Origin of the sequence: Nostoc paludosum FACHB-159 (assembly GCF_014698835.1) — a bacterium.
Lineage (GTDB): Bacteria > Cyanobacteriota > Cyanobacteriia > Cyanobacteriales > Nostocaceae > Nostoc > Nostoc paludosum.
Genome location: NZ_JACJTU010000034.1, coordinates 1 through 24821 on the forward strand (window position 1 = coordinate 1; position 24821 = coordinate 24821).

Genomic DNA, 24821 nt, shown 5'->3' on the forward strand with positions numbered 1-24821 from the left:
CCAATACCAATTCAATATTGAAGCCTGATTCCATTAACTCTGTAATGATTTCCGATGCTAACTCTATTTTAGTTTTGTATTTATCTGACTCCTTTAATGTTCCTTTTATCGTTGATATTATCCCCAGGTGTAAATATTTGAAGCACTCATAATTCCTTACTTCTTTAAATAACTCTTTATACTCTGCACAATATTCATCTACGATCGCAACTGTTGGGTGGGCGTCTCTAGCCAAATGTTTCAGGATTTGTAATTCTACATCCATGCCCTGCTTACCTTCCAGAGTTTTTTCTTTTAATCCTTTTATTAAGAATACTCGGAAAGTGACAGAAGAGGGGTAGTGCTTGACTTTTGTTTGTCGGTCTTCCTTGCGATAACGGGGAGAAACTACTTCAATAATCAACGAAGGACGCACCCCTTCTTCAGATACAACAAACTCAGTATGGTTCTGTTCTTTATTTTGAATTCCAAAAACGACAAAAGTATCTGGACAATGATTTTTCAAATTGGGAATTCCCCATTGAATAATCAAATCGCGGAAGACTCCTGCGGTGGAATCATTGGCGTAACGACGAGTCAGCATATCTTTGGTATCACCCGCCGCATCGTCATGAAAGGTACTATTAGGCAAGTGATATCCTTCTTGTGGATGGAGAAACTCTTCCGAAGTTAAGGGAATTTTTACGTAATCAATACTACCATCAGGCTGGGTGACAATTTCAGTTCGCCAGCCCCGTTCAGCTAATTCATCTGATAAATTCTGGGATGTCGTGGCTGTCATTGCTAAGACTGACCTTTTGTTTCTACTGCTGTCAGGCTAACATACTCAATCTGACTTACGAACTTAGCATCAGGGTTCTCGTCTTACCATCTATGTAACTAATTGTTAAAACAGGTTGAATGCGATCGCTCTGCTAGAATTACCTCAATATAGCTTTATAGCAATCCTATTTAAGTTGTGAAAAATACCAGTGGTGACAATCAACAGTCAACTCTGAATCCAAGTTGGTATCATTGGGCAGGACTACCCCAATCAGATAGCGATCGAGTTACGATCTTGTCACAGTTCATTTTTAATTTGAGAAGTCCTATTCCAGAAATTTCTGGTTAAAATAGTATATCTGTTCTACTCAACATCTAAACCCACACTCCTGAAAATCCATATACTTAGAGGCTCTAATGGCTATCAATACCGATACTTCTGGCAAGCAAAAAGCGTTAAATATAGTACTCAACCAGATTGAGCGCAGCTTCGGTAAAGGAGCAATCATGCGCCTGGGGGATGCTACCCGGATGCGGGTGGAGACAATTTCCAGCGGGGCACTGACCTTGGATTTGGCATTGGGAGGCGGTTTACCCAAAGGGAGGGTAATTGAGATTTATGGGCCGGAAAGTTCCGGGAAAACCACAGTAGCCTTACATGCGCTCGCGGAAGTGCAAAGAGAAGGTGGCATTGCTGCGTTTGTTGATGCCGAACATGCCCTTGACCCCACCTACGCTGCGGCATTAGGTGTAGATATTGACAATTTGCTGGTTTCCCAACCTGATACAGGAGAAGCCGCCTTGGAAATTGTCGATCAGCTGGTTCGTTCTGCTGCGGTTGATATTGTAGTTATTGACTCGGTAGCAGCATTAGTTCCCCGCGCTGAAATTGAAGGCGATATGGGTGATGCTCACGTTGGTCTCCAAGCGAGGTTAATGAGCCAAGCTTTGCGTAAAATTACTGGCAATATTGGTAAATCTGGTTGCACAGTGATTTTCATTAACCAGTTGCGGCAAAAAATCGGTGTTACCTACGGAAGTCCAGAAACCACAACTGGCGGTAATGCATTGAAGTTTTATGCTTCTGTACGCTTGGATATTCGTCGGATTCAAACCTTGAAAAAAGGTACAGATGAATTTGGTAACCGCGTCAAAGTCAAAGTTGCGAAAAATAAAGTAGCGCCACCTTTTAGAGTTGCGGAATTTGACATTATTTTTGGTAAAGGTATTTCTATCCTGGGTTGCCTTGTGGATTTGGCAGAAGAAACTGGCATCATTATTCGCAAAGGAGCTTGGTACAGCTACAACGGCGATAACATCTCTCAAGGACGAGACAATGCCATTAAGTATCTAGAAGAAAAGCCAGAATTTGCTGAACAAATTAAGCAACTAGTACGGGAAAAACTAGATAAAGGTGCTGTTGTTTCTGCTAACTCTGTATCAAAGTCTAATGAAGATGAAGATGAAGATGAAATTGAATTAGAGGAAGAAGAATAAGCAATTTTGGCCTAAATGATTTCATGTATGAAAACAATTCTGCATGATATCAAAACTCTTGTAGAGACGCTGCAATTGCAACGTCTCTAAATATAATAAATTCATAACTAAAATTGGGCAATAGCGCAATTTTCAATTATATGGTGCGTTATGAAGAGACATAAGGCACCTTTTACATAATAGTAATACGTTACCCTTGCTGTTTGCTTTTGAATTTTTTAGCTAGGATTATACGGTTTTTGTCTGCTAAAAAGACGGTCTAAAATTTCTGACTTCTGTTCTGAACTGAAGTTTTCATACCAATGGTCAATTTTATCAGCTAGTCCGGAATTTCTGAAAATCTCTAAATTGTCATTTGGGCTGTCAATTAGAATTTTTGGTCGATCGCGAGGATAAGTCAGTATTTCTGCTTTGCTATCGCTCTTTCGATTCATCAGCTGCATCAATAACTCTATTGCTACAGTTGGTAGAACGCGGCACTTATCCTCGACAAAAAAACTAAAACTTAGGCTACCTAAACGAATGCGATCGCCATCTTTGAGTTTGATCGGTTCAACAGCACGTTGCTCATTCACAAATGAGCCGTTGGTACTGTTAAAATCAATCAAGTAGAAGCCTTCCTCCTCAATATGTTGAATCGCAGCGTGGCGACGAGACATATAACTATCAGGAACGCAAATGCCACTGCTGCGACCACGACCTATTGTCCAGATCTGCTGTGGTTGTCGTAAACTTTGGGTCTGATTGTCGCACAAATTAGTCATCAAATAAACGGCAGCAGTATCGACTATCCCGTTTACATAATATGTTTTCACCCTCTTCAACGAGGGTTGATATAGGTTTTCTAGCTGAAGAATCTCGTCTAAGAGACCGCTGTGGTGTTCATATAATTTCAGAAATACTTGATATAAAGTTAATCTCCGTTCTATTTCCGTTTGTGCAAAGTCAGCCATGATATATAAACCTTCTATGACCTGATTTCGGTTGTGAATATTTTGCTTCAGCCTACAATCAGGGATAATTGTTTTTTAATTTCCGCTGCCATCTCAGAAGTTGATTGGCTTAGGAGGGTTAAATTTGGCAAATTCTGGGTGTGAAATTCCCTGTTGTTTATAGCCATAAAAATTATGGCAATCTTTATAAAAAATTATGTGATGCTTTATTTTTTATTGTAAATAATACTTTGTTATTTTTAACAGATAAAAACTATAAAGATTTCATGAAGATTGATAAAATGCCTACGTATTTTTACGCGGTAATTTTATTTAAAAAACTGCGATTACAAATACGTTAAAAAATCCCATTTTTAGGTAAAATTTACAGCATATTTTATCTCAATGAGGTACACAATGAGTGGGAAAACATCGTACAATATTTATTATATTAAAATGTTTATTTCACTTACTTGTAAAGTACTGTAGAAAGTTTTTCACAGCAATTGTGCCACTAATAAGGAAATACCGTTAAGTTAAAGATTATTTATGAATATTTGATGCGATCGCAAAAGTTTCTTTAACTGGAAGCCCCTAACTTCTGTAGTGAATGCGAACTTTCAAATCACAATAAGCCTCGTTTGCCGTTGGGGCGCACGGTCATCCAATTTGTTTTTGCTAGTGCTAGCTGTTCATCAGAAATTTTGGCATTTGTGAGATTGGCACCACATAAATTAGCTCCTCGGAGGTTGGCATTGGTGAGATAAGCATGGCTGAGGTCTGCACCTCGTAGGTCTGCCCCTTCTAGATCGGTATGGTTAAAGTATGCTTTGCTCAAATTAGCATCTTTGAGATTAGCTCTAGTGAGACTTGCTCTGCCAAAGTCACTGTTGTGGAGATTAGCTCCTTGGAGATTGGTTTTTTGTAATTGAGCCGAATGAAAATTTGTTCCTGATAAGTCAGCACCTTGCAGGTTTAGCAAACTTAAGTTGTGTAGGGCAAAATCCCGTCTTCCTTTGATATAGGCTGTTAGTAAACTTTGGGTATCTAATTTGCGCTCAACTTTAGAATTTGGAATTTGGGAACCATTACTGTTGCTGTTAGCGAAAGTTGTTGATTTGCCGATTCCAGCGGCTTCAGCCTTGGCTCGTCTAGCACGAATTGCTGCTGCTACCTGTGCTACTCCTGCGCTAGTAACAGCTGGAGAAGCATTGCTACATAAAACAGCAGAATCTTCCATACGGTTGTATGTTCGCCCTTTAACTCCAGCATCGGGAGATTTAGCCAGCAACCCCTGTGCTAAACTATCTAAGTATGGTTCTATCTCTAAGGCTCTGAGAACGTCTGCTGCTGATTGATAACGATTACGTACTGATACATCTAACATTTTCCGCAATACGTTGGTCAAGTGGTCGCTCACTTGCACTAGCTGTTCCCACATCATCTCGCCAGTTGTGGGATTGTAATCTAAATCTTTAGGAGTTTTACTAGTTAGCAAATAAATACATGTCACGCCCAGTGCGTAGATATCACTAGCATAGACTGGACGCATGGCCATTTGTTCTGGAGGTGCAAAACCAGGAGTACCAATAGCATATGCAGTTAACGCCGTCTGTCCCGATTGAGTCGCTGCACCTTGAGTAACTTGATTTTTGACAGCACCAAAGTCAATGAGTACCATTCTGGCATCTTGACTGCGGCGAATTAAGTTAGCTGGCTTGATATCTCGGTGAATTACCTTTTGCTCGTGGATGTATTGCAGCAATGGCAAAATCTCACTCAAGAATTGCTTGACTCCAGTTTCGGTTAATACACCGTTGAGTTTCACCTCTTCTTGCAAGGTATCACCGCTGATGTATTCTTGAACTAAGTAAAATTGTTCGTGTTCTTCAAAATAGTCCAGCAATCGTGGTACTTGGGGATGATTGCCTATCTTACCTAGAGTTTTGGCTTCTCGCTCAAAGAGTTCTCTGGCCATCTGTAAAACATGTGGCGAGTTGCCAGAGGGTCGTAGTTGCTTGATTACACAACTAGGTTCTCCTGGTAAAACTCGATCCTGGGCTAGGAAAGTTGCTCCAAAGCCACCTTGGCCTAATGGCTTGACTACCTGATAGCGATCGCGCAACAGTAGTCGCGAGCCACAAGACTGACACCTTTGGCTATTTACCAAATTTTCTGGATTGCGACAGGTAGGATTTAAGCAGTAGCTCATGCACTGTCAACTCGCTGCACGAAGAATCATAGGGAGTTTTTTATACTCTCCTTCAATTATTTAGATCTTAATCAAGACTTACCAGGTAATTTTTGCTGGAAATCCTTTGAAGAGTTTCTAAAGTTTAAATAAGATTACGTACAGCGATCGCTAAAACAAAATTCTTTATTATACCTACATTCTTACATAATACTTGAATAGCTTTATACTAATTTGTATTTGAGAATGTCTAATTTTAGATGATGCTATGTATAGCCTTGTTTTGCGCGAAATATACTATATAATGTGTGGTTAATTAGTTTTTTTCCAACATCTGTGCAGAAAGCGGGAAAGCTTCCTCTATGCTTACTAAAGTCTTAAAGAGCAGTCTTTAGCCAGATGCCATATTAGAGTATTGGAGGGCAGTGCCCAACACCAGTTGTGGGAAAACACGCCAGTTACTCGACTTGGGGAAACCCCAAGACTGAACTGGCTCTCCTACAGAAAATCCTGTAGGATTTTGGATGCCCATATTGGAGACAATTTAGGATCGGCTCCATTAGTTGAAGAAACTATTAGCTAGCTTTCATGTTCACACCAATCAGCTGTTCAAGAAGTGCTAAAACATCGCTGCGGCTGAGTTTTTCTTTACCATTAGCCAGGGCATCAAGGGTTCCATGTGCCAAGGTCAAGGGAATTTGGCAAAAGTCTAAGGCTGGGCCTGTGGGAAGATTTTTGGTGTAAGCTTCTGCCAAGCCTAGATTGCGCCGCGCATACTCTTGCATATTTGCTGCATTCCAACCTTCTGGAAAAAAGTCTACCCCACGTCTGAGATCTTCAGTATGATTACGCAGAATATTAACTGCTTGTAAACTCCGGCCAAACCCAATGGCTTGGGTACGATTTGTTTGTGTTCCATCGTACCAAGTCCATAAGTCCGAAAGTAATAATCCCACTGTACCTGCAACCGCAAAGGTATAACGGTCTAAATCAGATTCGGTGTAAATTTTCCAGTTGATTTCTGCCCAGTAAGCCATCCGGTCTGCCATTGCAGCAGTGGCATCCCAAATTCGAGGTGCAATGGTTTCAGGTGCTAGCAGCGACCATTCTCGAATTCTAAGAGTAACTTCTTCTAAGGAATTCTCATACTCACTAAATCCTGCTTTGAAGGCGTCTAGCGCGAAGCCATCAACTCCTGCCTGTAATGTCAGACTGATTGTGCGTAAGAGTTTTGCCTTAGTAGGGTTGTCTAGTTCTGGATGATCTTCAATTTCATCAATAGCACGCATACACAAATATGCTGATGCTACTGCTTCTTGCAATCCTGGCGGTAAAAGACTAATTGGAATATAAAAAGTTCGGCTAGTTTCTTTAAGGATTTGCAGAGCATCTCTACGTAAATTCATGTTTTCACTCCCCGCTTGATTTTTACACCACATGAAGTTTGCAGTTTTTTGATGATACTGGATATAGTTTTGACTAAACTTTAAAAACTATAGACTATAAGATACGCTAGTATTTCATCTGAAAATTAATAGTTTTTGGTGTTGCAATTAACAAAACTCTCAAATTTATTAAAGTCTAGTCTAGTATATAGGGTTTTGGTTGCAAAAAAGGTTCAGGTATAGTTCTATATAGACATCATGAAGTTTTTAGCGTAAATATAAACAATCATGCTAAGCACTAAAAGATTAAGTGGGAATCGCTACTAAAGTTTCTTGTGTTTGTACAGCTTTGATACCTCAACTTACTAGTTTATTTTTCTCAATTAGATATGCAGTGGCGTCAGCATAAAAAACGAGTACTATCTTCTGGTATCAGGCTTAACATTATCTCTCCTGATAATTAATTAGTTTTATTTATAATTATTTACAAGCAAGTTATAAATAAAACTGTATAGCTGAATACAGTTAAAGTCGCAATAACAACTACTTGGCACTACCGTCTGAGAGCATCGAGGGTATTTAATTTCAAAATTCATTGGTCTTAAAAGTGTTGCGATCGCACTGTAGATTTTTTAAATAGCTGTATTATTTAATCATAAATAATATAAGTAGATAAAAACTCCTAGCTGGCAATGAATTATAAAATAAGCTTATAAATTAAGCAGCATAGACCAACCAAAATTAGCTACACAGACTCAAATATACTGAGTGTTTGATTCTTTACAAAAACAATTTTTATTGGGAAGATTAGTGCTTAGAGGTTAATTTACCCTAAATCTGCGTTAATTTAACTACTCATAGTTTGTATATATAATTACAATTATTATTGGGAATAATAGCAACTTTAGATACCTTTAGATGCAAAAGTTACTTTGCCAAAGAGTTATGGTGGATTAAATTAGAGGCATACTGGAGCGATCACTGTTTATAAGTAGTTTTTGGTACTAAGAAATAGAGTATATTTACTGAATAATAATAAAAAAGGTGGGTGAATATCCCACTTCAGAAAACATTTGTGAATGTTTAATGAAACTTTTTACTTATCTTCCGCTGCTGCCAACCCATTAATCGCTGGGCCATTAATTACTCTTCCCTGAGTATCAAACCGCGAACCGTGACAGGGACAATCCCAGGTTTTTTCTGAGGAATTCCAGGCGACGATACAATTGAGGTGAGTACAGATTGCTGAATGTTGGTGTAGTGTGCCGTTTTCGTCTCGATAAGCTGCGACTTTTGTCAAACCACGCCGTACCACTGCACCCGTATCGGGGGCGAGTTTTTCCACAGAATCAATATCTCCTGGTGTCACCCAATTTAAATATTGGCTAGCAACGTTGAGATTTTCAGAGATAAAATCGCTTACTCCTCCGATTCTCACACGCGACGGGTCATAAAGCTCTGCCCAGGTATTTTTTCGTCCTAAAATCAAATCAGTTAACAGTATACCTGCAATTGTACCGTGGGTCATGCCTATGCCTGTATCACCGGTGACAATGTAAACGTTTTGTTCATCAAAGGGATTTTTGCCTATGTAAGCAATACCATCATCAGAATTCATTACCTGACCTGACCAACGAAATAAAACTTCCTGTACCATCGGAAAACGTTCTTGCGTCCATGTCTGGAGTTTGGCATACCGGGCATTGGCGTCGTCTGCTTGTCCAGTTTTATGGTCTTCACCGCCAACTATTAATACATCGTACTCAGAATCGAGTTTCTGTAATCTTACGTAGTGGTAAGGGTCGAGGGTATCCCAATAAAGGGCTTTGTAAACTGAATCGTGAGGGACTTTCAGACCGATGACAAAAGTCATGTATGGAGCCTGCTTAAAGTGCATAGTAGCTAAATTACTGATGGGCGAATTGGTTGCTACTACCACAGCGTCGGCTGTGACAACTTGACCACTGCTGGTTTCAACGCGGGCGGGTAAACCACCTTTGATTTTTTCTACGTGGGTTCTGGTAAAAATTCGGCCACCACGACGTTGAATGGCTTCTGCAAGTCCGGCGAGATACTTCAGGGGGTCGAATTGCCCTTGTTGGGGAAAGCGTAGACATACACCTGTATCAAAATCAGTTAATGGTGCTTTTTTGAGAATTTCTACATTAGTGAGTCCGACTCGGTGTGCAGCTTCTAACTCTTGCTGAATTTCATCCAATGAGTTCACATCCGGTGGAAACAAATAGCCATCAAGCCGCTCAAAATCGCAGTTAATATTTTCTTGGGTAGCGATCGCTTCTATAGTATTAATTGCTGTTGTATGACTTTGGGCAATAAGTTTTGCGCCTTCTTTACCGTGTATTTGCTCAAGTTCGTAGTAACGTTCGGTTAGTACATTTGATAGGTGTGCTGTTGTCCGTGCAGTTTGGCCGCCACCAATCACACCATCATCCAGCACGACTACAGACTTACCTTGGCGGGTTAAAATATAAGCAGTTGACATCCCCGCTATGCCAGCACCCACGACGCACACATCTGCATAAATATTTTCTGTAAGCGCGGCTTGTTCTGGAACTTTTGCGCTTGCCATCCAAATAGAAATAGTTTTACCAGAGTCGTTTTGCATTTTTTTGTAGAGTCTCATACCTAATTTATTTGCTGTAAATAGCTAGATCGATCTCCGAGTGACAGGAAAATCAAAACTGACAAATAACAAAAAATATTTTGATATTTTTCCTATTTAGCTTGGAGTTATGTCTATCTTTGACTCTTGTCAAGAATCAAGCTAAAGTTTATATTCCAGCTTATTCTTGTGCAAGTTTAGACTATTTTTTATAAATATTGCATCTCCACGATGGTAGACAGAAAAATATACTTTATTGAGGATGAAATTATAAAAAAATGTATTTCTTTAAAGATTAAATTATGCTGTAATTATCGGACTCAATATCGTCCAGCGACAAGTAGGAGAAAGTAGGAGATTAAACTAATGAATAGCATTGGAAAAATCTTACTGAGTATTATTGCCACTATTAACGGCTTTTTGGATGATGCTATAGTTTAGCTGAACCCTTAAAAATTTAGTTGCTCTTGCCGTTTGCTATTCCCTGGACAAAACTTAGGGATTTAGACGAGCTAAAATTAGGGTAAATTAAAGTTCAAAAGGGGCTGTGGACACCTTCAATGTCTGAAGTAATGGAATTGTTTGTGTTACTCAACAGCGCTCTTAAGACAATGGCAGCTAACATCACTTGCTATTGGGAGATCGTGAAAAAGCTTGATTTTTGAAGCACCTTTATTTCTTACTCTAAATTGTGCAATAAAAAATATGCATAGGGGTAGATGAAAAGCAACTCAAGGGGTAGCATACAATACAATGGACATAAATGATTAACCCGTAAGAAATACGGTGATTTATGACGCTAGATAGATGCGGTTAGAGAACACTCAATGTTAAAGGTTAACCGCTTGCGACTGCAAGATATATTTCAGATTCCAGCAAATTCATTTGTGGCAAAAATCGCAAGTGCGATACCCGTTTTGGTTGGTAGTTTGGTACTAGTTGGTTGGTGGTTGGGAATTGATCTTCTCAAGCGTGGTTTTCCTGGTAGTCCTGCGACGATGAAATTCAACACAGCCCTGTGCTTTGTGCTGTCTGGGATATCGCTGTGGCTATTTTTAACAAGAAGGAGAACAAAAACAACGCAGGAAAGAACAGTTAAAAATTACCTGCATTTCCCTAGTCTCCTACTTGCCAAAGTTTGTGCAATAGCGGTTACCACAATTTCTGTACTCACACTGTGTCAATATCTGTTCGGCTGGAATTTTGGTATTGATGAACTGGTGTTTCGCGACTCACCGACTAGTTTGGTGATATCACATCCAGGGCGAATGGGGGCAAACACGGCAGTGAATTTTATACTGGTCAGTGTCGCCTTACACTTTCTAATTTATCAAAGAAATCACCGCAGTTATTGGTATGCCCAAATTCTGGCTTTGTTAGCTACTTTGATTTCCTTTCAAGCGCTGATGGGCTATGCCTACAAAGTCAAAGTTCTTTATGGCATTGCCCCTTATACAACATCAATGGCGTTACACACAGCGCTGTTATTCAACATACTAGGTATAGGTATTTTGTGGGCGCGGCCAGAACAGGGGTTAATGAAAGTAGTCACGAGTGATAACTATGGCGGCTTACTTGCGCGTCGGTTATTGGTTGCGGCGATCGCAGTACCTTTTATATTAGGGTGGATAATTGTTGAAGGTCAACGCGCAGAACAATACGACCCAGCTTTTGCAGTATCAGTGTTTGCCATCGTCCTGATTGTAATTTTTACGGTTTTGATTTGGCAAAGTGCGAGGGTTATCGAACACCTCAGCCATGAACGCGATATCTCCGATAGCCTACGTTTACGTGCCCAAGAAGCACTAAGAGCCTACGAAGATAAACTGGCAAGTTTTGTAGATGCTAACGTTATCGGCATAGTCTTTGCTGACGTTTATGGCGGTATCCACCAGGCAAATGACGAATATTTGAGGATAATTGGTTACACCCAAGAAGATCTGTTGGCACGCAGATTAAGTTGGACAGAAATCACACCTCCAGAGCATCGATATTTAGACCAACAAGGTATTGCCGAAGCCAAAGCAAATCCCAAAGGTGCTTGTACGCCATACAAGAAAGAATACATTCGCAAAGATGGTAGCCGAATTCCGGTTTTAGTTGGTTACGTGCTATTGGGAGAAACACGGGACGAGTCAGTAGCTTTTATCCTCGATTTGAGCGAACGCCAGCAAGCAGAAGCAGAACAACAAAAGTTAGTATCGTTGGTAGAAAATAGCTCTGACTTTATTGGTATCGCCACACTTGAGGGGCAATTACTCTATATAAATGATGCAGGTCAAAAGTTAGTAGGGCTTGCAAGCTTAGAAGAAGTGAAGCAAAAGGCCGTATTAGATTACGTCATGCCCGAAGACAAAGATTATTTTCAACAGCGTATACTGCCGACTGTGCGATCGCAAGGGCGTTGGCAGGGAGAATTCCGCTTTCGACATCTGCAAACAGGCAAAGCGATACCAGTTGATTACAACATCTTCACCGTTACAGAGAACAACACAGGTCAACCAATTGCTTTGGCTACTGTGACTCGCAACATCAGCGAACAAAAACAGGCCAAGGAACAAATCTTACAATTAAATAAGGATCTACAACGCCGGATCGCTGAATTACAAACTTTGCTGGAGGTAATTCCCATTGGTATTGGCATTGCTGAAGATCCACAATGCCAAAGTATCAAGGTCAACCCTGCTTTTGCTAAGCAGTTGGGCATATCACCAGATGCAAATGCTTCTTTGAGCGCTCCCTTGGGTGAAAAACCGACTAACTTTAAAGTTTACCGCCAGGGAAGGGAATTGTCACCAGAAGAACTTCCCATGCAGTACTCTGCTGCTCATGGGGTCGAAGTTTTAGATTTTGAGGTTGATATAATACATGAAGACGGAAAAATAGTCAAGCTTTTAGAGCATGTTGCACCTTTGTTTGACGAAGATGGCAAGACTAGAGGGTGCGTTGGGGCATTTTTGGATATTACAGAAAGCAAGCAGGTAGAAGAAGCACTCCGCAACCAGCAAAAATGGCTGGAAGATGTGTTAAATCTAATGCCAAGACCGATGTTGTTTATTGAACCAGGAACAGCACGGGTAATTTTTGCCAATCGCTCTGCTGACGAATTGGCCGGGGGCGAATTTCCTAAAGGTGTAGCAGCAGCGGAATATCACACAGTTTACCACTATACGGATGCGGCAGGAAATGGCATTCCCAATGAGCAAATGCCAGGAGTGCGGGTGGCCCTTGGCGAACGTCTTAATGGGTTGGAGGTGGACTGGCATACTAGCTGTGGCGTGCGCTCTTTACTGATATTTGCGGATACTTTGCCAGCGATGCACGGTCATCCAGCTATCTGTATTTTGGTGTTCCAAGATATTAGCAACCTCAAGCAGGCAGAAAAAGCGCTTTCCTTGAATTACCAAAGGCTAAAGTTACTTTTTGAGACAGCTAACGATCTGCTATCGAGCCAGCAACCAGTAGAACTAATCGATAGCGTTTTCCGAAAACTCTCGGAGCAAATTGGTTTAGATGTTTACTTCAACTATTTGGTTGAGGATAACTCTGAGGTAATGCGGTTGGAGTCTTACAGTGGCATTTCCCCAGAACTGGCAAAGGAAATTCAGTGGTTGGCATTTGGTCAGGCGGTTTGTGGTACTGTAGCCCAGCAACGCCGCCCCATACCTGTAGAGAATGTGCAGCAATCAACTGACCCGAAAACAGATTTAATTCGTTCTTTAGGTATTACTGCTTATTATTGTTACCCGTTAATGACACAGGGACGGCTTTTGGGTACTCTTTCTTTTGGTAGTCGGACTCGGTTGAGCTTCACCGAAAATCAAAAAGCGATGATGCAGGCAGTTTGCGACCAAATAGCGATCGCAATGGAACGAGCTAGTTTAATTGCATCTTTGCAACAGCAGACTGAGCAGTTACAACAAGCCAACCGGATGAAAGATGAGTTTCTGGGCATATTATCCCACGAATTGCGATCGCCCCTGAATGCCATCCTTGGCTGGGCACAACTATTGCAACGCAGCAAGCTCAGCGAAACCCAAATCGCTAAAGGTATGGAGACAATTGAGCGCAACGCTAAGGCGCAAACGCAGCTAATTGAAGACTTGCTCGATATATCGCGGATGAACAGAGGTAAATTACGCCTCAATGTCCGTAGTTGTAATTTGGTGTCGATAATTGAGTCCAGCCTAGAGACTGTTAGCTTAGCCGCCCAATCTAAAGAAATCGATTTGAGATTTTCCGTCGTTCCTTCCTCAGAAACCGCATCAAAAGAAGCAGAATTCCGAAATAATCAGCATCCAAACGGCAACTGCAAAGCCGAAGATCCAATATTCTTAGTTTCAGGAGATTTCGAGCGTTTGCAGCAAATTATCTGGAATTTGCTATCCAACGCCATCAAATTCACAGCCGCAGGCGGACGAGTAGAGGTGCGATTGTCTGTAGTTACTGACATCAGCGCTTCAAGGTCTAATTTAGGGCAATCCCTTGGGCAATCCCCCAGCTTAGAACCACAGACAACCGACAAATATGCAAAAATTCAAGTAATTGACACAGGTATTGGCATCAGTGCTGATTTTCTGCCTTACGTCTTTGAACGTTTTCGTCAAGCTGATAGTTCTAGCACCAGAACCTATGGAGGATTGGGGCTGGGATTAGCGATCGTGCGTCATTTAGTAGAATTGCATGGTGGTATCATCTACGCAGATAGTCCCGGCGAACAACAAGGCGCGACATTTACAGTCAAGCTACCACTTCTCAAGAGTCCGCCTCTCAATTCCTGTGCCCCTGTGCCCCTTTGCTCCTGTGCCCCTGTGCCCCCCTCCCTGCTTAGTGTACGAGTACTGGTTGTAGATGACCAAGTTGATAGCCGTGAATTTGTCACCACAGTACTCGAACAGTACCAAGCGGAAGTTCGAGCAGTAGCATCAGTTCGAGAAGCATTGCAAGTAATTCCAGAGTGGAAACCAGATGTGTTAGTTAGCGATATCGGTATGCCTCAAGAGGATGGTTACTCATTGATTCGCAAACTGCGATCGCAGCCAGCAGAATTAGGGGGAAATATTCCCGCCGCAGCACTGACAGCTTATGCTAGGGCTGAGGATCGGATGCGAGCCATACAAGAAGGTTATCAGCTGCATTTGCCTAAACCTGTTGAGCCGGCTGAGTTAGCGACAGTAGTCGCCAGTCTGGTTGGGCGGACTTGAAAAATCAGAATTCAGAATTCAGAAGTCAGAATTCAGGAGTAAAGCCAAAGAAGCTCCTGAATTGTGTTTTGAGAAAATTATGGCAATTGAAGCATAGTTTACGACATAAACAGATCGTAAAACCACAGCATCAAAAGACTTTCTTTGCCTGTTGCCTGCTAGAAATTTTGAACTACTATATCAATTCCTTTTCAGCTTGCAGCCAATGTTCTAGAGACTTACCATCTGGATAGCCGTTTTGCTGCCAGATTTCATAAGCTCTTAAACGGATTTTATTTTCATTTGGGCGATTACTAATAAAGTCTTTGCAAGAATTAGTAGTGAAATTATAGGGAGCTTGTACAAAAAAGTTCTGACGACCGAGAATTTCACGTGTAAAACGGTAACAATTTTGTTTGATTGGGCAATTTTCTCCCGGACATAGAGTCATGTCGTAAGGCATATACACTAATCCTCTTTAATTTTTGAATTTAGTTGTAGCCTATTGGAGACATCGCTGTTTTAAGGCTAGTCGCGATCGGCAAATCATAATATAAGCGGCTCTATATCTAAGTGGGAGCGTTGGTTTCTGTAAATATACAATGCACTAAAATTACTAGCGATCGCATCCTCAACAACAGGCGATGCCTGCGGCAAGCTTCGCCAACGCTTTTTTACTCGACAGTTCGCGTTCTAAGCTGCAAGCTTCAAGTTCAAAAATTCAACAGTGAGGGTTAAAGATAAGTTTTTGACTGTTTAGTTCGCTTTGAAGTTTACACCGTCCAATCCTGTGTCATCAAGTTTGGAACTTTATTAAAGTCGCTAGTATTGCGAGTCAATAATACTAAGCCCCGTGAAAGTGCAATCGCAGCTATTCTTAAATCCATCGTGGCTATGCGAACTCTTTGCGCTCGTAATCCTTCAAATATAGCTACTGCTCCAGCATCAAATGGTAAAATTGGTGCTGCGGAAAACCCTTGAATGATTTCCATTAGCAGAGTATATCCCCGAACGACATCAGCAGATGTTTGGGAACGAGTAATAAAGGTATGAGCGCCAATTACTTGCTCGTGGAAACTAACGATAGAAAAAGCAAAATCTGTAGGTTGATGCTGGGCAATACGAGCAGCTAATATTAAAAATTCTGCTCCTGAACGTCGTTGAAGAAAACTAATATGGTCGGTGTCGAATAGATATCTCACAGTTACTCGCTAGTTTCATCTGTAGATATGTCAGCGTGGCGTAATGACCGACCATACTCTAAAGCTTTCAAAAATGCTGGTTCATCAGAGATTGAGCCAATAATCTTCTCAAGCCAATTACTAGAGGTAGGTGCATCTATAACTCGACGTTTGAGTTCCGCAACTGTTTGTTCAAGAGTCGCTAAACGTTGTTCGAGATTCGTTTCATCTAACATAATTTTCTTGGAGACTTTAGTTCTAATGATAGTGTGTCTCAATGCCTAGACACCAAGATTAACAGCGATCGCATTCTTAACAACAGGCGATCGCTTTTTTTGCTAGACAATTGGTGTTCCAAGATGCTACTTCCGAGTTCATAAGTTGGGCACTCGGTGTTTTTGCTCTACAATTTGTGTTTTCAAATGCAAGTTTTCAGTTCAGAAGTTGAATGAAGAACAAAGGTGCAAGTTCGAGGATAAAAGGTGCAAGTTCGAGGATAAAAGGTGCAACTTCGAGGATAAAAGGTGCAACTTCGAGAATAAAAGGTGCAACTTCGGGGATAAAAGGTGCAACTTCGGGGATAAAAGGTGTAACTTCGGGGATAAAAGGTGCAAGCTCCGAGTTCAGAGGTGGAACGATGAGGTTTTGAGGTTGAGTTTAGACGCGCAGGAGTCGGCGATGTTTACAACGGGCTATGTCTACGCACTAATGCAATCCTTGATACAGGCTACATTATTAATTAACTCAATTTCTCTGCTGCGCGTTCAAGCAGAAACTCGTCGTCAGACATCAACTTTATAAAACCCCAAATGACTAACGAAGAACTGCTGCAAATTATTGAACAAGCTGCCAAAGACAAGGTGACAGAATTAGACCTTTCTGGCAAAGGCTTAATAACACTGCCAGCGGAAATTGGACAACTCACTAACCTACAAACACTCAACCTCAGCGACAACCAACTGAGCAGTCTGCCAAGGGAAATCAGAGAACTGCCAAAGCTAAAAAAACTGGATCTTCGTAGAAATCCAGTCCCCATTCCAGCTGAAATTTTAGGATCGAAGAACTTAAATGAAGATCCCGGCGATATAAATGAAATTCTTAATTTCTATTTCATGATGCCAGATCCAACCGACGCTGAACCCTTCTACGAGGCAAAATTAATCATTGTTGGTGAAGAGGGAGCAGGTAGAACTTCTTTGGCGAACAAAATCAAGGATAAAACCTACCAACTCCGGCCAGATGAGGAATCAACCGCAGGCATAGAAGTCATCCAGTGGCACTTTACACTGCCCAATGGCAAAAATTTTCGCGTTAATATCTGGGATTTTGGCGTTCGGGAAATCCGCCACCAAACCCATCAGTTTTTCCTCAGTAAGTGTTCTCTCTATGCTTTAGTTGCCGATACTCGCAAAGAAAATACTGCTTTTTACTGGTGGCTGAAGGTTGTCCAACTCTTGAGCGACAAAAGTCCAGTTTTTATTATCAAAAATGAACAACAAGAGCGTCAGTGCGAAATCGATGGGGGACAGTTACGAGGAGAATTTGACAACCTCAAGGAAATTTTGGCAACCAATTTAGCTGATAATCGCGGTTTGGCAGAGATTACAAAGGCTATTCAAGTTTACATCAGCAATCTCAAGCATGTTGGTACACCTATACCAAAACTCTGGCTAAGAGTTAGAGCTGCCTTAGAGAACGGTTCACGAAATTATATCAGCTTTCATGAATACTGTACCCTTTGCCGAATTAATAATTTAACTGACCGTAAAGACATACTGCGCTTGAGCAGCTATCTCCACGACATTGGCGTTTGTCTTCACTTTCAAGAAGATTCTACACTCAAACACTACGTCATCCTCAAACCAGAATGGTTGACAACTGCGGTTTACAAAGTTTTGGATAATCAAACTGTCAAGGAAAATCTCGGTTGTTTTACCAAAGACGACCTCAAAGCTATTTGGAAAAACGACGAATATACTGATATGATAGACGAACTTCTGCAATTAATGATGCAGTTCAAACTTTGCTACAAAATTCCCAGTCCTCGTGACATTTATATTGCTCCGCAACTTCTTCCTATTGAAAAAGCTGATTATACTTGGAACGATTGCCACAACCTTATTGTCCGCTATACTTATACATTCATGCCCAAAGGCATCCTCAACCGCTTTATTGTCGAAATGTATTCTTTCATTGAAGAACAAAAACTAGTTTGGAAAAGCGGTGTTGTTCTCAACAAAAATCAAGCTCGTGCAGAAGTTATTGAAAACTACAATCAACAGGAAATAACAATCCGTATAGCCGGTAACCGCAAAAAAGAATTCATGGCAGTCATCACCCATAAACTCGATGAAATCCTCGAACATTACAAACCTTTGCAATATCAAATCCTAGTTCCATGTAACTGCAAAGAATGTCAATTAAGCAAAACTCCTTATAGTTATTTTCTAAAAGAACTGTATGAATTTCTAACTTTTAATGATTACGAAATTCAATGTAGGAAAAGCCGTAAAATGGTAAATGTAATAAGATTAATTGATGATGTTATGTTGTTGGAACCTAATAGTTTGAAAACAATAATAAGAAATCAAGTTTTCATTAGCTACAGCCATCAAGATAAAAAGTGGCTTACCGACCTTCAGAAACACCTCAAACCATATATTCGCAAACAACAAAATTTGAAACAAGATTTAGTTATATGGGACGATACTAAAATTCAACCTGGTGCAAAGTGGCGTGAAGAAATTAAAAATGCTTTAGCAGCAGCAAAAGTGGCAGTATTATTAGTTAGCCCTGACTTTCTAGACTCAGACTTTATTGCTGAGAATGAGTTACCGCCATTATTGGATGCCGCTGAAGCCGAAGGACTGACTATTATTTGGATACCGTTGAGTACTAGTAGCTATCAAGAAACAGAAATTGAAAAGTATCAGTCAGCCCACCCTCCGAATCAACCTTTAGATAGCCTGGACGAAGCACAACAAAATAAAGCTTGGGTGGAAATCTGTAAGGAGATCAAAGCAGCAGTCCTTAAGTAAAAGATAAAGAAGATTTCCTCCTGGTAGTAATGTATTAAAATACGAGCTTTCCTCTTAGATGCAAAGTTTATTTTGAGTAAGCTCAAATTATAATCACTAACTAAAAAGCAATTAAATTATAAGACTTGAGAAAATAGAAGCTGCTATTCTTAAGCTTCCGCCTGATGAATTTCAAAAACTTCTCGAATAGTTTTTGATTTGGATAATCAGCGGTAGAATGAACAGTTAGAGAAAAACATTGAAGGATGAGAAGTAAGAAGATTTAGCTCAACAAGCGTAGGCCCAGCGCGTCGAAGACATCAGTGATTTTGGCGCTAGTCGCTATTGGCTAATCTAATATAAGCTGCTACAAATTGAACTTGCATAATTAGGGTAAGTAAGATGACCATCCCACAAGAGTTTGATTAATAGCAATCGCCCTTTTTACTCAATAATTGGTGTTTTAACGTGCAAGCTTCGAGTTCAAAGATGGAATGATAAGGTTTTGAGGTAGAGTTTAGATGCACAGCAGGGGGCGATCACGCTAATGCAATCTTTGATACAGGCTACATTATTAATTAGCTCAATTTCTCTGCTGCGCGTCCAAGCAGAAACTCGCTGTCAGACCTCAACTTTATAAAACCCCAAATGACTAACGAAGAACTGCTGCAAATTATTGAACAAGCTGCCAAAGACAAGGTGACAGAATTAGACCTTTCTGGCAAAGGCTTAACAACACTGCCAGCGGAAATTGGACGGCTTACTGAGCTGCAATGGCTCGACCTCTACGACAATCAACTGAGCAGCCTGCCAGGGGAAATTGGACAACTCACCAACCTGCGGTCGCTCAACCTCTTCAACAATAAACTGAGCAGTCTGCCAGCGGAAATTGTCCAATTCACCAACCTGTACGACCTCCACCTCAGCTTCAATCAACTGAGCAGTGTGCCAGCGGAAATTGTCCAACTCACCAACCTGCAATCCCTCGACCTCAGCGGTAATCAACTGAGCAGTGTGCCAGCAGAAATTGTCCAACTCACCAACTTGCAATCCCTCGACCTCCGCAGTAATCAACTGAACAGTCTACCAGTGGAAATTGGACAACTCACCAACCTGCAATCCCTCTACCTCGGCTTCAATCAACTGAGCAGTCTGCCAGCAGAAATTGTCCAACTCACCAACTTGCAATCCCTCGACCTCTGCGACAATCAACTGAGCAGTCTACCAGTGGAAATTGGACAACTCACCAACCTGCAATCCCTCTACCTCAACGATAATCAACTGAGCAGTATGGCAAGGGAAATTGGACAACTCACCAACCTGCAATATCTCTACCTCAACGATAATCAACTGAGCAGTCTGCCAGCGGAAATTGGACAACTTACCAACCTGCAATCCCTCGACCTCAGCTTCAATCAACTGAGCATTCTGCCAGAGGAATTTGGACAACTCACCAACCTGCAATATCTCAACCTCAACGTTAATCAACTGAGCACTTTGCCAGCAGAAATTGTCCAACTCACCAACTTGCAATCCCTCTACCTCAGCTTCAATCAACTGAGCAGTCTGCCAGAGGAATTTGGACAACTCACTAACCTGCAATATCTCAACCTCAGCGTTAATCAACTGAGCAGTCTGCCAGCGGAAATTGCCCAACTCACCAACTTGCAATCCCTCGACCTCAACGATAATCAACTGAGCAGTCTGCCAGAGGAATTTGGACAACTCACCAACTTGCAATCCCTCGACCTCCGCGAGAATCAACTGAGCAGTCTGCCAAGGAAAATCAGGCAACTGCCAAACCTCAAAAAACTGGATCTTCGTAGAAATCCAGTCCCCATTCCACCTGAGATCTTGGGATCGAAGAACTTAAATCAAGGCCCAGGCGATGTGAATGAAATTCTCGATTTCTATTTCAGAGTGCAAGATCCAACCGAAACCGAACCATTCTACGAGGCAAAATTGTTGATTGTTGGCGAAGGGGGAGCAGGTAAAACCTCTTTAGCCAAGAAAATCAACCATGAAACCTACCAACTCGAGCCAGGAGAAAAATCAACCGCAGGTATTGATATTATCCAGTGGAAATTCACACTGCCTACTGGACAAGATTTTCGTGTCAATATTTGGGACTTTGGCGGACAAGAAATTTACCACCAGACGCACCAGTTTTTCCTTACCGAACGTTCTCTATATGCTTTAGTTGCTGATACTCGCAAAGAAAACACAGATTTTTACTGGTGGTTAAAGGTTGTGGAACTCTTGAGTGACAATAGCCCTGTCCTGATTATCAAAAATGAAAAACAAGATCGTCAGTGCGAAGTCAATGAACGGCAATTGCGGGGAGAATTTACTAACCTCAAGGAAACTCTTGCAACTAACCTAGCCAGCAATCGAGGTTTAGCCGAGATAAAAGACACTATTAGGCAATACATCAGTAAGCTTCCCCACGTCGGTACTCCTTTACCAAAACTCTGGGTGAGAGTTCGAGCCGCCCTAGAAAACTATTCCCGCAATTACATAAGCCTCGAAGAATATTACAGCCTTTGCCGAGTCAATAGTTTAACTGACCGTAAAGAGATGCTGCGACTGAGCCGCTATCTACACGATCTTGGAGTTTGTCTGCACTTTCAGGGCGATGTACTTTTAAAAAATACTGTCATTCTCAAACCGGAATGGGGCACCAGTGCCGTCTACAAAGTTCTGGATAATAAGCAAGTCATAAAAAACAAAGGTCGTTTTTCTAAGAAGGATCTTGCAGATATTTGGCAAGAGGTAGAGTATGCCGATATGCAAGACGAACTGCTACATTTGATGATGCGATTTAAACTGTGCTATGAAATTCCAGGTAATCCCGAAAATTATATTGCACCTCACCTACTTTCTACCAATCAGCCTGATTATAACTGGGATGAATCTAACAATCTAATCCTGCGCTACACTTATGATTTCATGCCGAAAGGTATTATTACTAGCTTTATCGTCGAAATGCATTCTTTAATTGAACAACAAACCCTCGTTTGGAAAACAGGTGTTGTTCTCAGTAAAGACCAAACTCGTGCAGAAGTTATTGAACAATATAATCAACGAGAAATAAAAGTCCGCGTCGCAGGAAAACGTAAGAAAGAACTGCTAACAGTTATTACCCATGAAATGGACAAAATCCATAAATCTTACGAACGTCTACAATATCAAACACTTGTTCCCTGTAACTGTGATAAATGTAAAGATAGTCAAATGCCTTATTCCTACCCTCTAAACGAACTTTACGAGTTCCGGGATGCTGGTGATTACCAAATCCAATGCCGTAAAGGTCGTCTGATGGTAGATGTTCGGAGATTAATTGATGATGTTTTCTTGACTTCACAAAATCCCCAAATACTTATGTCTGAACCTATAACCAGAAATCAAGTTTTCATCAGCTATAGTCATCAAGATCAACACTGGCTTACCAAACTTCAAAAACACCTCAAACCAATGATTCGCAACCAAACTTTTGTTGCCTGGGACGATAGTAAAATTCAACCTGGTGCAAACTGGCGCGAAGAAATTGAAAAAGCTTTAGCCGCAGCAAAAGTGGCAGTATTGTTAGTTAGCCCCGATTTTTTAGCATCAGATTTTATTGCTGATAATGAGTTACCACCATTATTAGATGCGGCTGAAGCTGAAGGACTAACAATTATTTGGATACCTTTGACTTATAGCGGCTATGAAGAAACAGAAATTGAAAAGTATCAGTCAGCGCACCCTCCGAATCATCCTTTAAACAGCCTGAACTCTGCACAAGAGGATCAAGCTTGGGTGAACATTTGTAAGGAGATTAAAGCAGCAATCCTTCGATAAAATTATGAATTTATCTCACGCAAAGACGCAAAGGCGCAAAGGTGCAAAGGTGCAAAGAATCAAGAAAGGTAATACTAATTTTAAAAAAAGAATACAACAAATAGACCACTTGTAGAGACCTGGCAAACTCATGGTGATGGGCGTAAATGAATCGTATCTTTGCTCTAAACGATCCAGCAAAACCTTAGCAATATCCGCTAACAAAGCGACATCTCTTCCATGTTCTGGTAGCGGTGCCATTAGCAAAATTTCTCCTGTTCGATATTTAATCCGAGGGATGGCCCGATCGCCAAGTTGCTCAGTTAATGCTTGATAATCTTCCCAAGATCCCAACATCCTTACGACTGTGCCAGCTTGGAGTTCGATTTTTTCTCGTGTAATTACGGTATTGAACATGATAAATTTAAAACGGCGTTTCTACTTCTAAATGCATTTGTCCTAATTGCGGATGCTTGAAAGAAAGTTCCCTGGCGTGTAGATGTAACCGATTAACATTTGCACGGCATCCATAAAGGCGATCGCCTAAAATTGTTACCCCCAATCCTCGCACATCTGCCGCATGAACTCTCAATTGATGGGTACGTCCTGTTAGGGGTGTAAACTCTACGCGGGTGTAATCTCCTTCCCTTCCCATCACCTGAAACTGTGTCAAACTCGGTTTCCCACGCTGCCAATCAACTTGCTGATAAGGGCGATTTTCCGGATCTCCCCACAATGGCAATTCAATTGTACCTTGCTCAACTTCCACAAAACCTGCAAGTAAAGCCTCATAAACCTTGCGAACTTGTCGCTGCTGGAACTGCTGGCTAAGTTGTCGATGAGTTTGGCGATCGCGTGCCAACAACAAAATACCAGATGTTTCTTGATCTAATCGATGTACAGATGCAAGTGTCATCCCATCAGGTAACATATTACACAAACGACTGAAAACACTATCTTGGCGATCGCGATAACGCCCAGGTACTGAAAGTAGTCCCGGTGGTTTGTCCACAGCCATCAGCCATTCGTCTTCATAAATAATGGGCACTGAAGAAGACGCGGAGAGTGGGAGACGCGGGGACGCGGTGAAAGAAGAAGACATGCCATTTCCCCATGCCTTCATGTTCTCCGTCCCCGCGTCCTCCATCTGCAACCCTGAGAGCAAAAACCCCATCAATGGCTGACATCGTTCGGCACATGCTCCATAAAATTCTCCCTGGATTTTATCTTGATTGACTGAAGAGGCTCCCCACCAAAACTCTGCCATTGCCAACGGTTTAAGATGATGTGTTGCGGCATAATGTAGTAACTTTGGCGCACAACAGTCTCCTGTACCAGTGGGTGAACCTTCTGGCATCAATTGTTGTAAAGATTGCGATCGCCCAGCAAAATTAGTCAGGCTGTAGCTAGCGTGCATCTGAGCTTGTAATTGCCGTGACAGTTCTTTACGCTGTTGTTTGAGTTCTCGAATCCGCTCATCTGCGGCTGCAATCAACTGCTGGAGGGGCTGCAATACTGCATTTTGTCGGCGTTTTAGTTGTCGTCGTTCGATTTTCTGTTGCCGACTTTCGGTGTCGAGTTGTTCAAGGGCAATAGTCAAGGCTTCTCCAGCGAGAGTATTGCAGATTTGCTGGCGTTTTTGTTGTCGTTGATGTTTGCAATGGGCGTGGCGATCGCTTATTGCTTGTAGTTGCTGTTCAAACTCACCAGACAATTTTTCGTACTGCTGGCGTTCGTTGAGTTGCTTTAAGGTGAGAATTTCTTCCTTGATGGCGTCTAACTCTGCCAAAGTGCGGGCTTCTTGGAAAGCGACTTCGTCTCTTCCAGGTATCGGTGGCACCCAGCCCTCAACCACACTGCAACCATGCAAAAGACCAGAAAAAGCTTTGAGTACTCGTTGTTCGCCATTGGGCAATTCAACTAATAATATCCCATACATTTTGCCTTCACGAGAATAATAGTTATCTTTGGCAAGATGTTGCATGAGTCCCTGGGCGATCGCTTCGGACAATGGAGTGCGGGGTAATATTAAGCAATCGCCACTTCGAGGACAAAACCCTTGATAGTAATAACTAGGCCATGAGTCACTAACAGAAAAATCGCAGTCTATAAAATCGGAAACAGGGTGCAGAATTACCATACAAGGTATGATTGTCAATCTGACTGAATATCTAAAATTATTAATCATTGCTGAACAAAAAGCTCCCTGACTTATTGAAAAAATCAGGGAT

General features: G+C 41.5%; 15 protein-coding genes. 5 read left to right on the forward strand and 10 right to left on the reverse strand.

Annotation, left to right across the window (positions count from 1 at the left end):
• Positions 1-781: Uma2 family endonuclease (locus tag H6H03_RS27015; RefSeq protein WP_190958137.1), on the reverse strand; the 781-nt coding region annotated here is incomplete at its 3' end.
• A 398-nt stretch (positions 782-1179) separates the two neighbouring features.
• Here H6H03_RS27015 and recA point away from each other — a divergent pair.
• The gene (gene recA, locus H6H03_RS27020) at positions 1180-2259 is read left to right on the forward strand and encodes a recombinase RecA (RefSeq protein WP_190958138.1); all 1080 of its coding nucleotides are present in this window, start codon (positions 1180-1182) and stop codon (positions 2257-2259) included.
• A gap of 218 nt (positions 2260-2477) precedes the next feature.
• On the opposite strand, the gene H6H03_RS27025 is transcribed toward recA, so the two are convergent.
• From H6H03_RS27025 to H6H03_RS27040, 4 genes are all read right to left on the reverse strand, one after another.
• On the reverse strand, positions 2478-3212 hold the full coding sequence (locus H6H03_RS27025; RefSeq protein WP_190958139.1) for an FHA domain-containing protein: 735 nt from the start codon (positions 3210-3212) through the stop codon (positions 2478-2480).
• A 604-nt stretch (positions 3213-3816) separates the two neighbouring features.
• Positions 3817-5403 (reverse strand): serine/threonine-protein kinase, encoded by a 1587-nt coding sequence (locus H6H03_RS27030; RefSeq protein WP_190958140.1) that lies wholly within the window; start codon positions 5401-5403, stop codon positions 3817-3819.
• Between the two features lie 554 nt (positions 5404-5957).
• Positions 5958-6788: a squalene/phytoene synthase family protein gene (locus tag H6H03_RS27035; RefSeq protein WP_190958141.1), complete on the reverse strand. Its 831-nt coding sequence runs from the start codon at positions 6786-6788 to the stop codon at positions 5958-5960.
• A gap of 1075 nt (positions 6789-7863) precedes the next feature.
• A complete protein-coding gene (locus tag H6H03_RS27040) occupies positions 7864-9393 on the reverse strand; it encodes an FAD-dependent oxidoreductase (RefSeq protein ID WP_190958142.1) in 1530 nt (509 codons plus the stop codon).
• 824 nt (positions 9394-10217) lie between these two features.
• Between H6H03_RS27040 and H6H03_RS27045 the strand changes: the two genes are divergently transcribed.
• Positions 10218-14594 (forward strand): PAS domain-containing hybrid sensor histidine kinase/response regulator, encoded by a 4377-nt coding sequence (locus H6H03_RS27045; protein WP_190958143.1) that lies wholly within the window; start codon positions 10218-10220, stop codon positions 14592-14594.
• Positions 14595-14769: 175 nt separating this feature from the next.
• Here the strand turns inward: H6H03_RS27045 and H6H03_RS27050 are convergent, their stop codons facing one another.
• The 3 genes from H6H03_RS27050 to H6H03_RS27060 all read right to left on the reverse strand — a co-directional run bounded on the left by H6H03_RS27050 (position 14770) and on the right by H6H03_RS27060 (position 15990).
• On the reverse strand, positions 14770-15036 hold the full coding sequence (locus tag H6H03_RS27050; protein ID WP_199339106.1) for a DUF2934 domain-containing protein: 267 nt from the start codon (positions 15034-15036) through the stop codon (positions 14770-14772).
• 310 nt (positions 15037-15346) lie between these two features.
• Positions 15347-15775, reverse strand: a complete 429-nt coding sequence (locus H6H03_RS27055; RefSeq protein ID WP_190958144.1) for a type II toxin-antitoxin system VapC family toxin — start codon at positions 15773-15775, stop codon at positions 15347-15349.
• Positions 15776-15777: 2 nt separating this feature from the next.
• A complete protein-coding gene (locus tag H6H03_RS27060; protein ID WP_190958145.1) occupies positions 15778-15990 on the reverse strand; it encodes a transferase hexapeptide repeat containing protein in 213 nt (70 codons plus the stop codon).
• 442 nt (positions 15991-16432) lie between these two features.
• Here H6H03_RS27060 and H6H03_RS41475 point away from each other — a divergent pair, with 442 nt between their 5' ends.
• From H6H03_RS41475 to H6H03_RS27070, 3 genes are all read left to right on the forward strand, one after another.
• Complete coding sequence (locus H6H03_RS41475; protein ID WP_277926185.1) at positions 16433-16555, forward strand: hypothetical protein; 123 nt, start codon at positions 16433-16435, stop codon at positions 16553-16555.
• 8 nt (positions 16556-16563) lie between these two features.
• Positions 16564-18792, forward strand: coding sequence for a COR domain-containing protein (locus H6H03_RS27065; protein WP_190958146.1), 2229 nt, complete (start codon positions 16564-16566; stop codon positions 18790-18792).
• 627 nt (positions 18793-19419) lie between these two features.
• Complete coding sequence (locus tag H6H03_RS27070) at positions 19420-22611, forward strand: leucine-rich repeat domain-containing protein (protein ID WP_190958147.1); 3192 nt, start codon at positions 19420-19422, stop codon at positions 22609-22611.
• A 15-nt stretch (positions 22612-22626) separates the two neighbouring features.
• Here H6H03_RS27070 and H6H03_RS27075 read toward each other — a convergent pair whose 3' ends face one another.
• Together H6H03_RS27075 and H6H03_RS27080 are read right to left on the reverse strand one after the other, a co-directional pair.
• The gene (locus tag H6H03_RS27075) at positions 22627-23007 is read right to left on the reverse strand and encodes a hypothetical protein (RefSeq protein ID WP_313931930.1); all 381 of its coding nucleotides are present in this window, start codon (positions 23005-23007) and stop codon (positions 22627-22629) included.
• A 7-nt stretch (positions 23008-23014) separates the two neighbouring features.
• Positions 23015-24730, reverse strand: coding sequence for an RluA family pseudouridine synthase (locus H6H03_RS27080; RefSeq protein WP_190958148.1), 1716 nt, complete (start codon positions 24728-24730; stop codon positions 23015-23017).
• Positions 24731-24821: the final 91 nt, after the last annotated feature.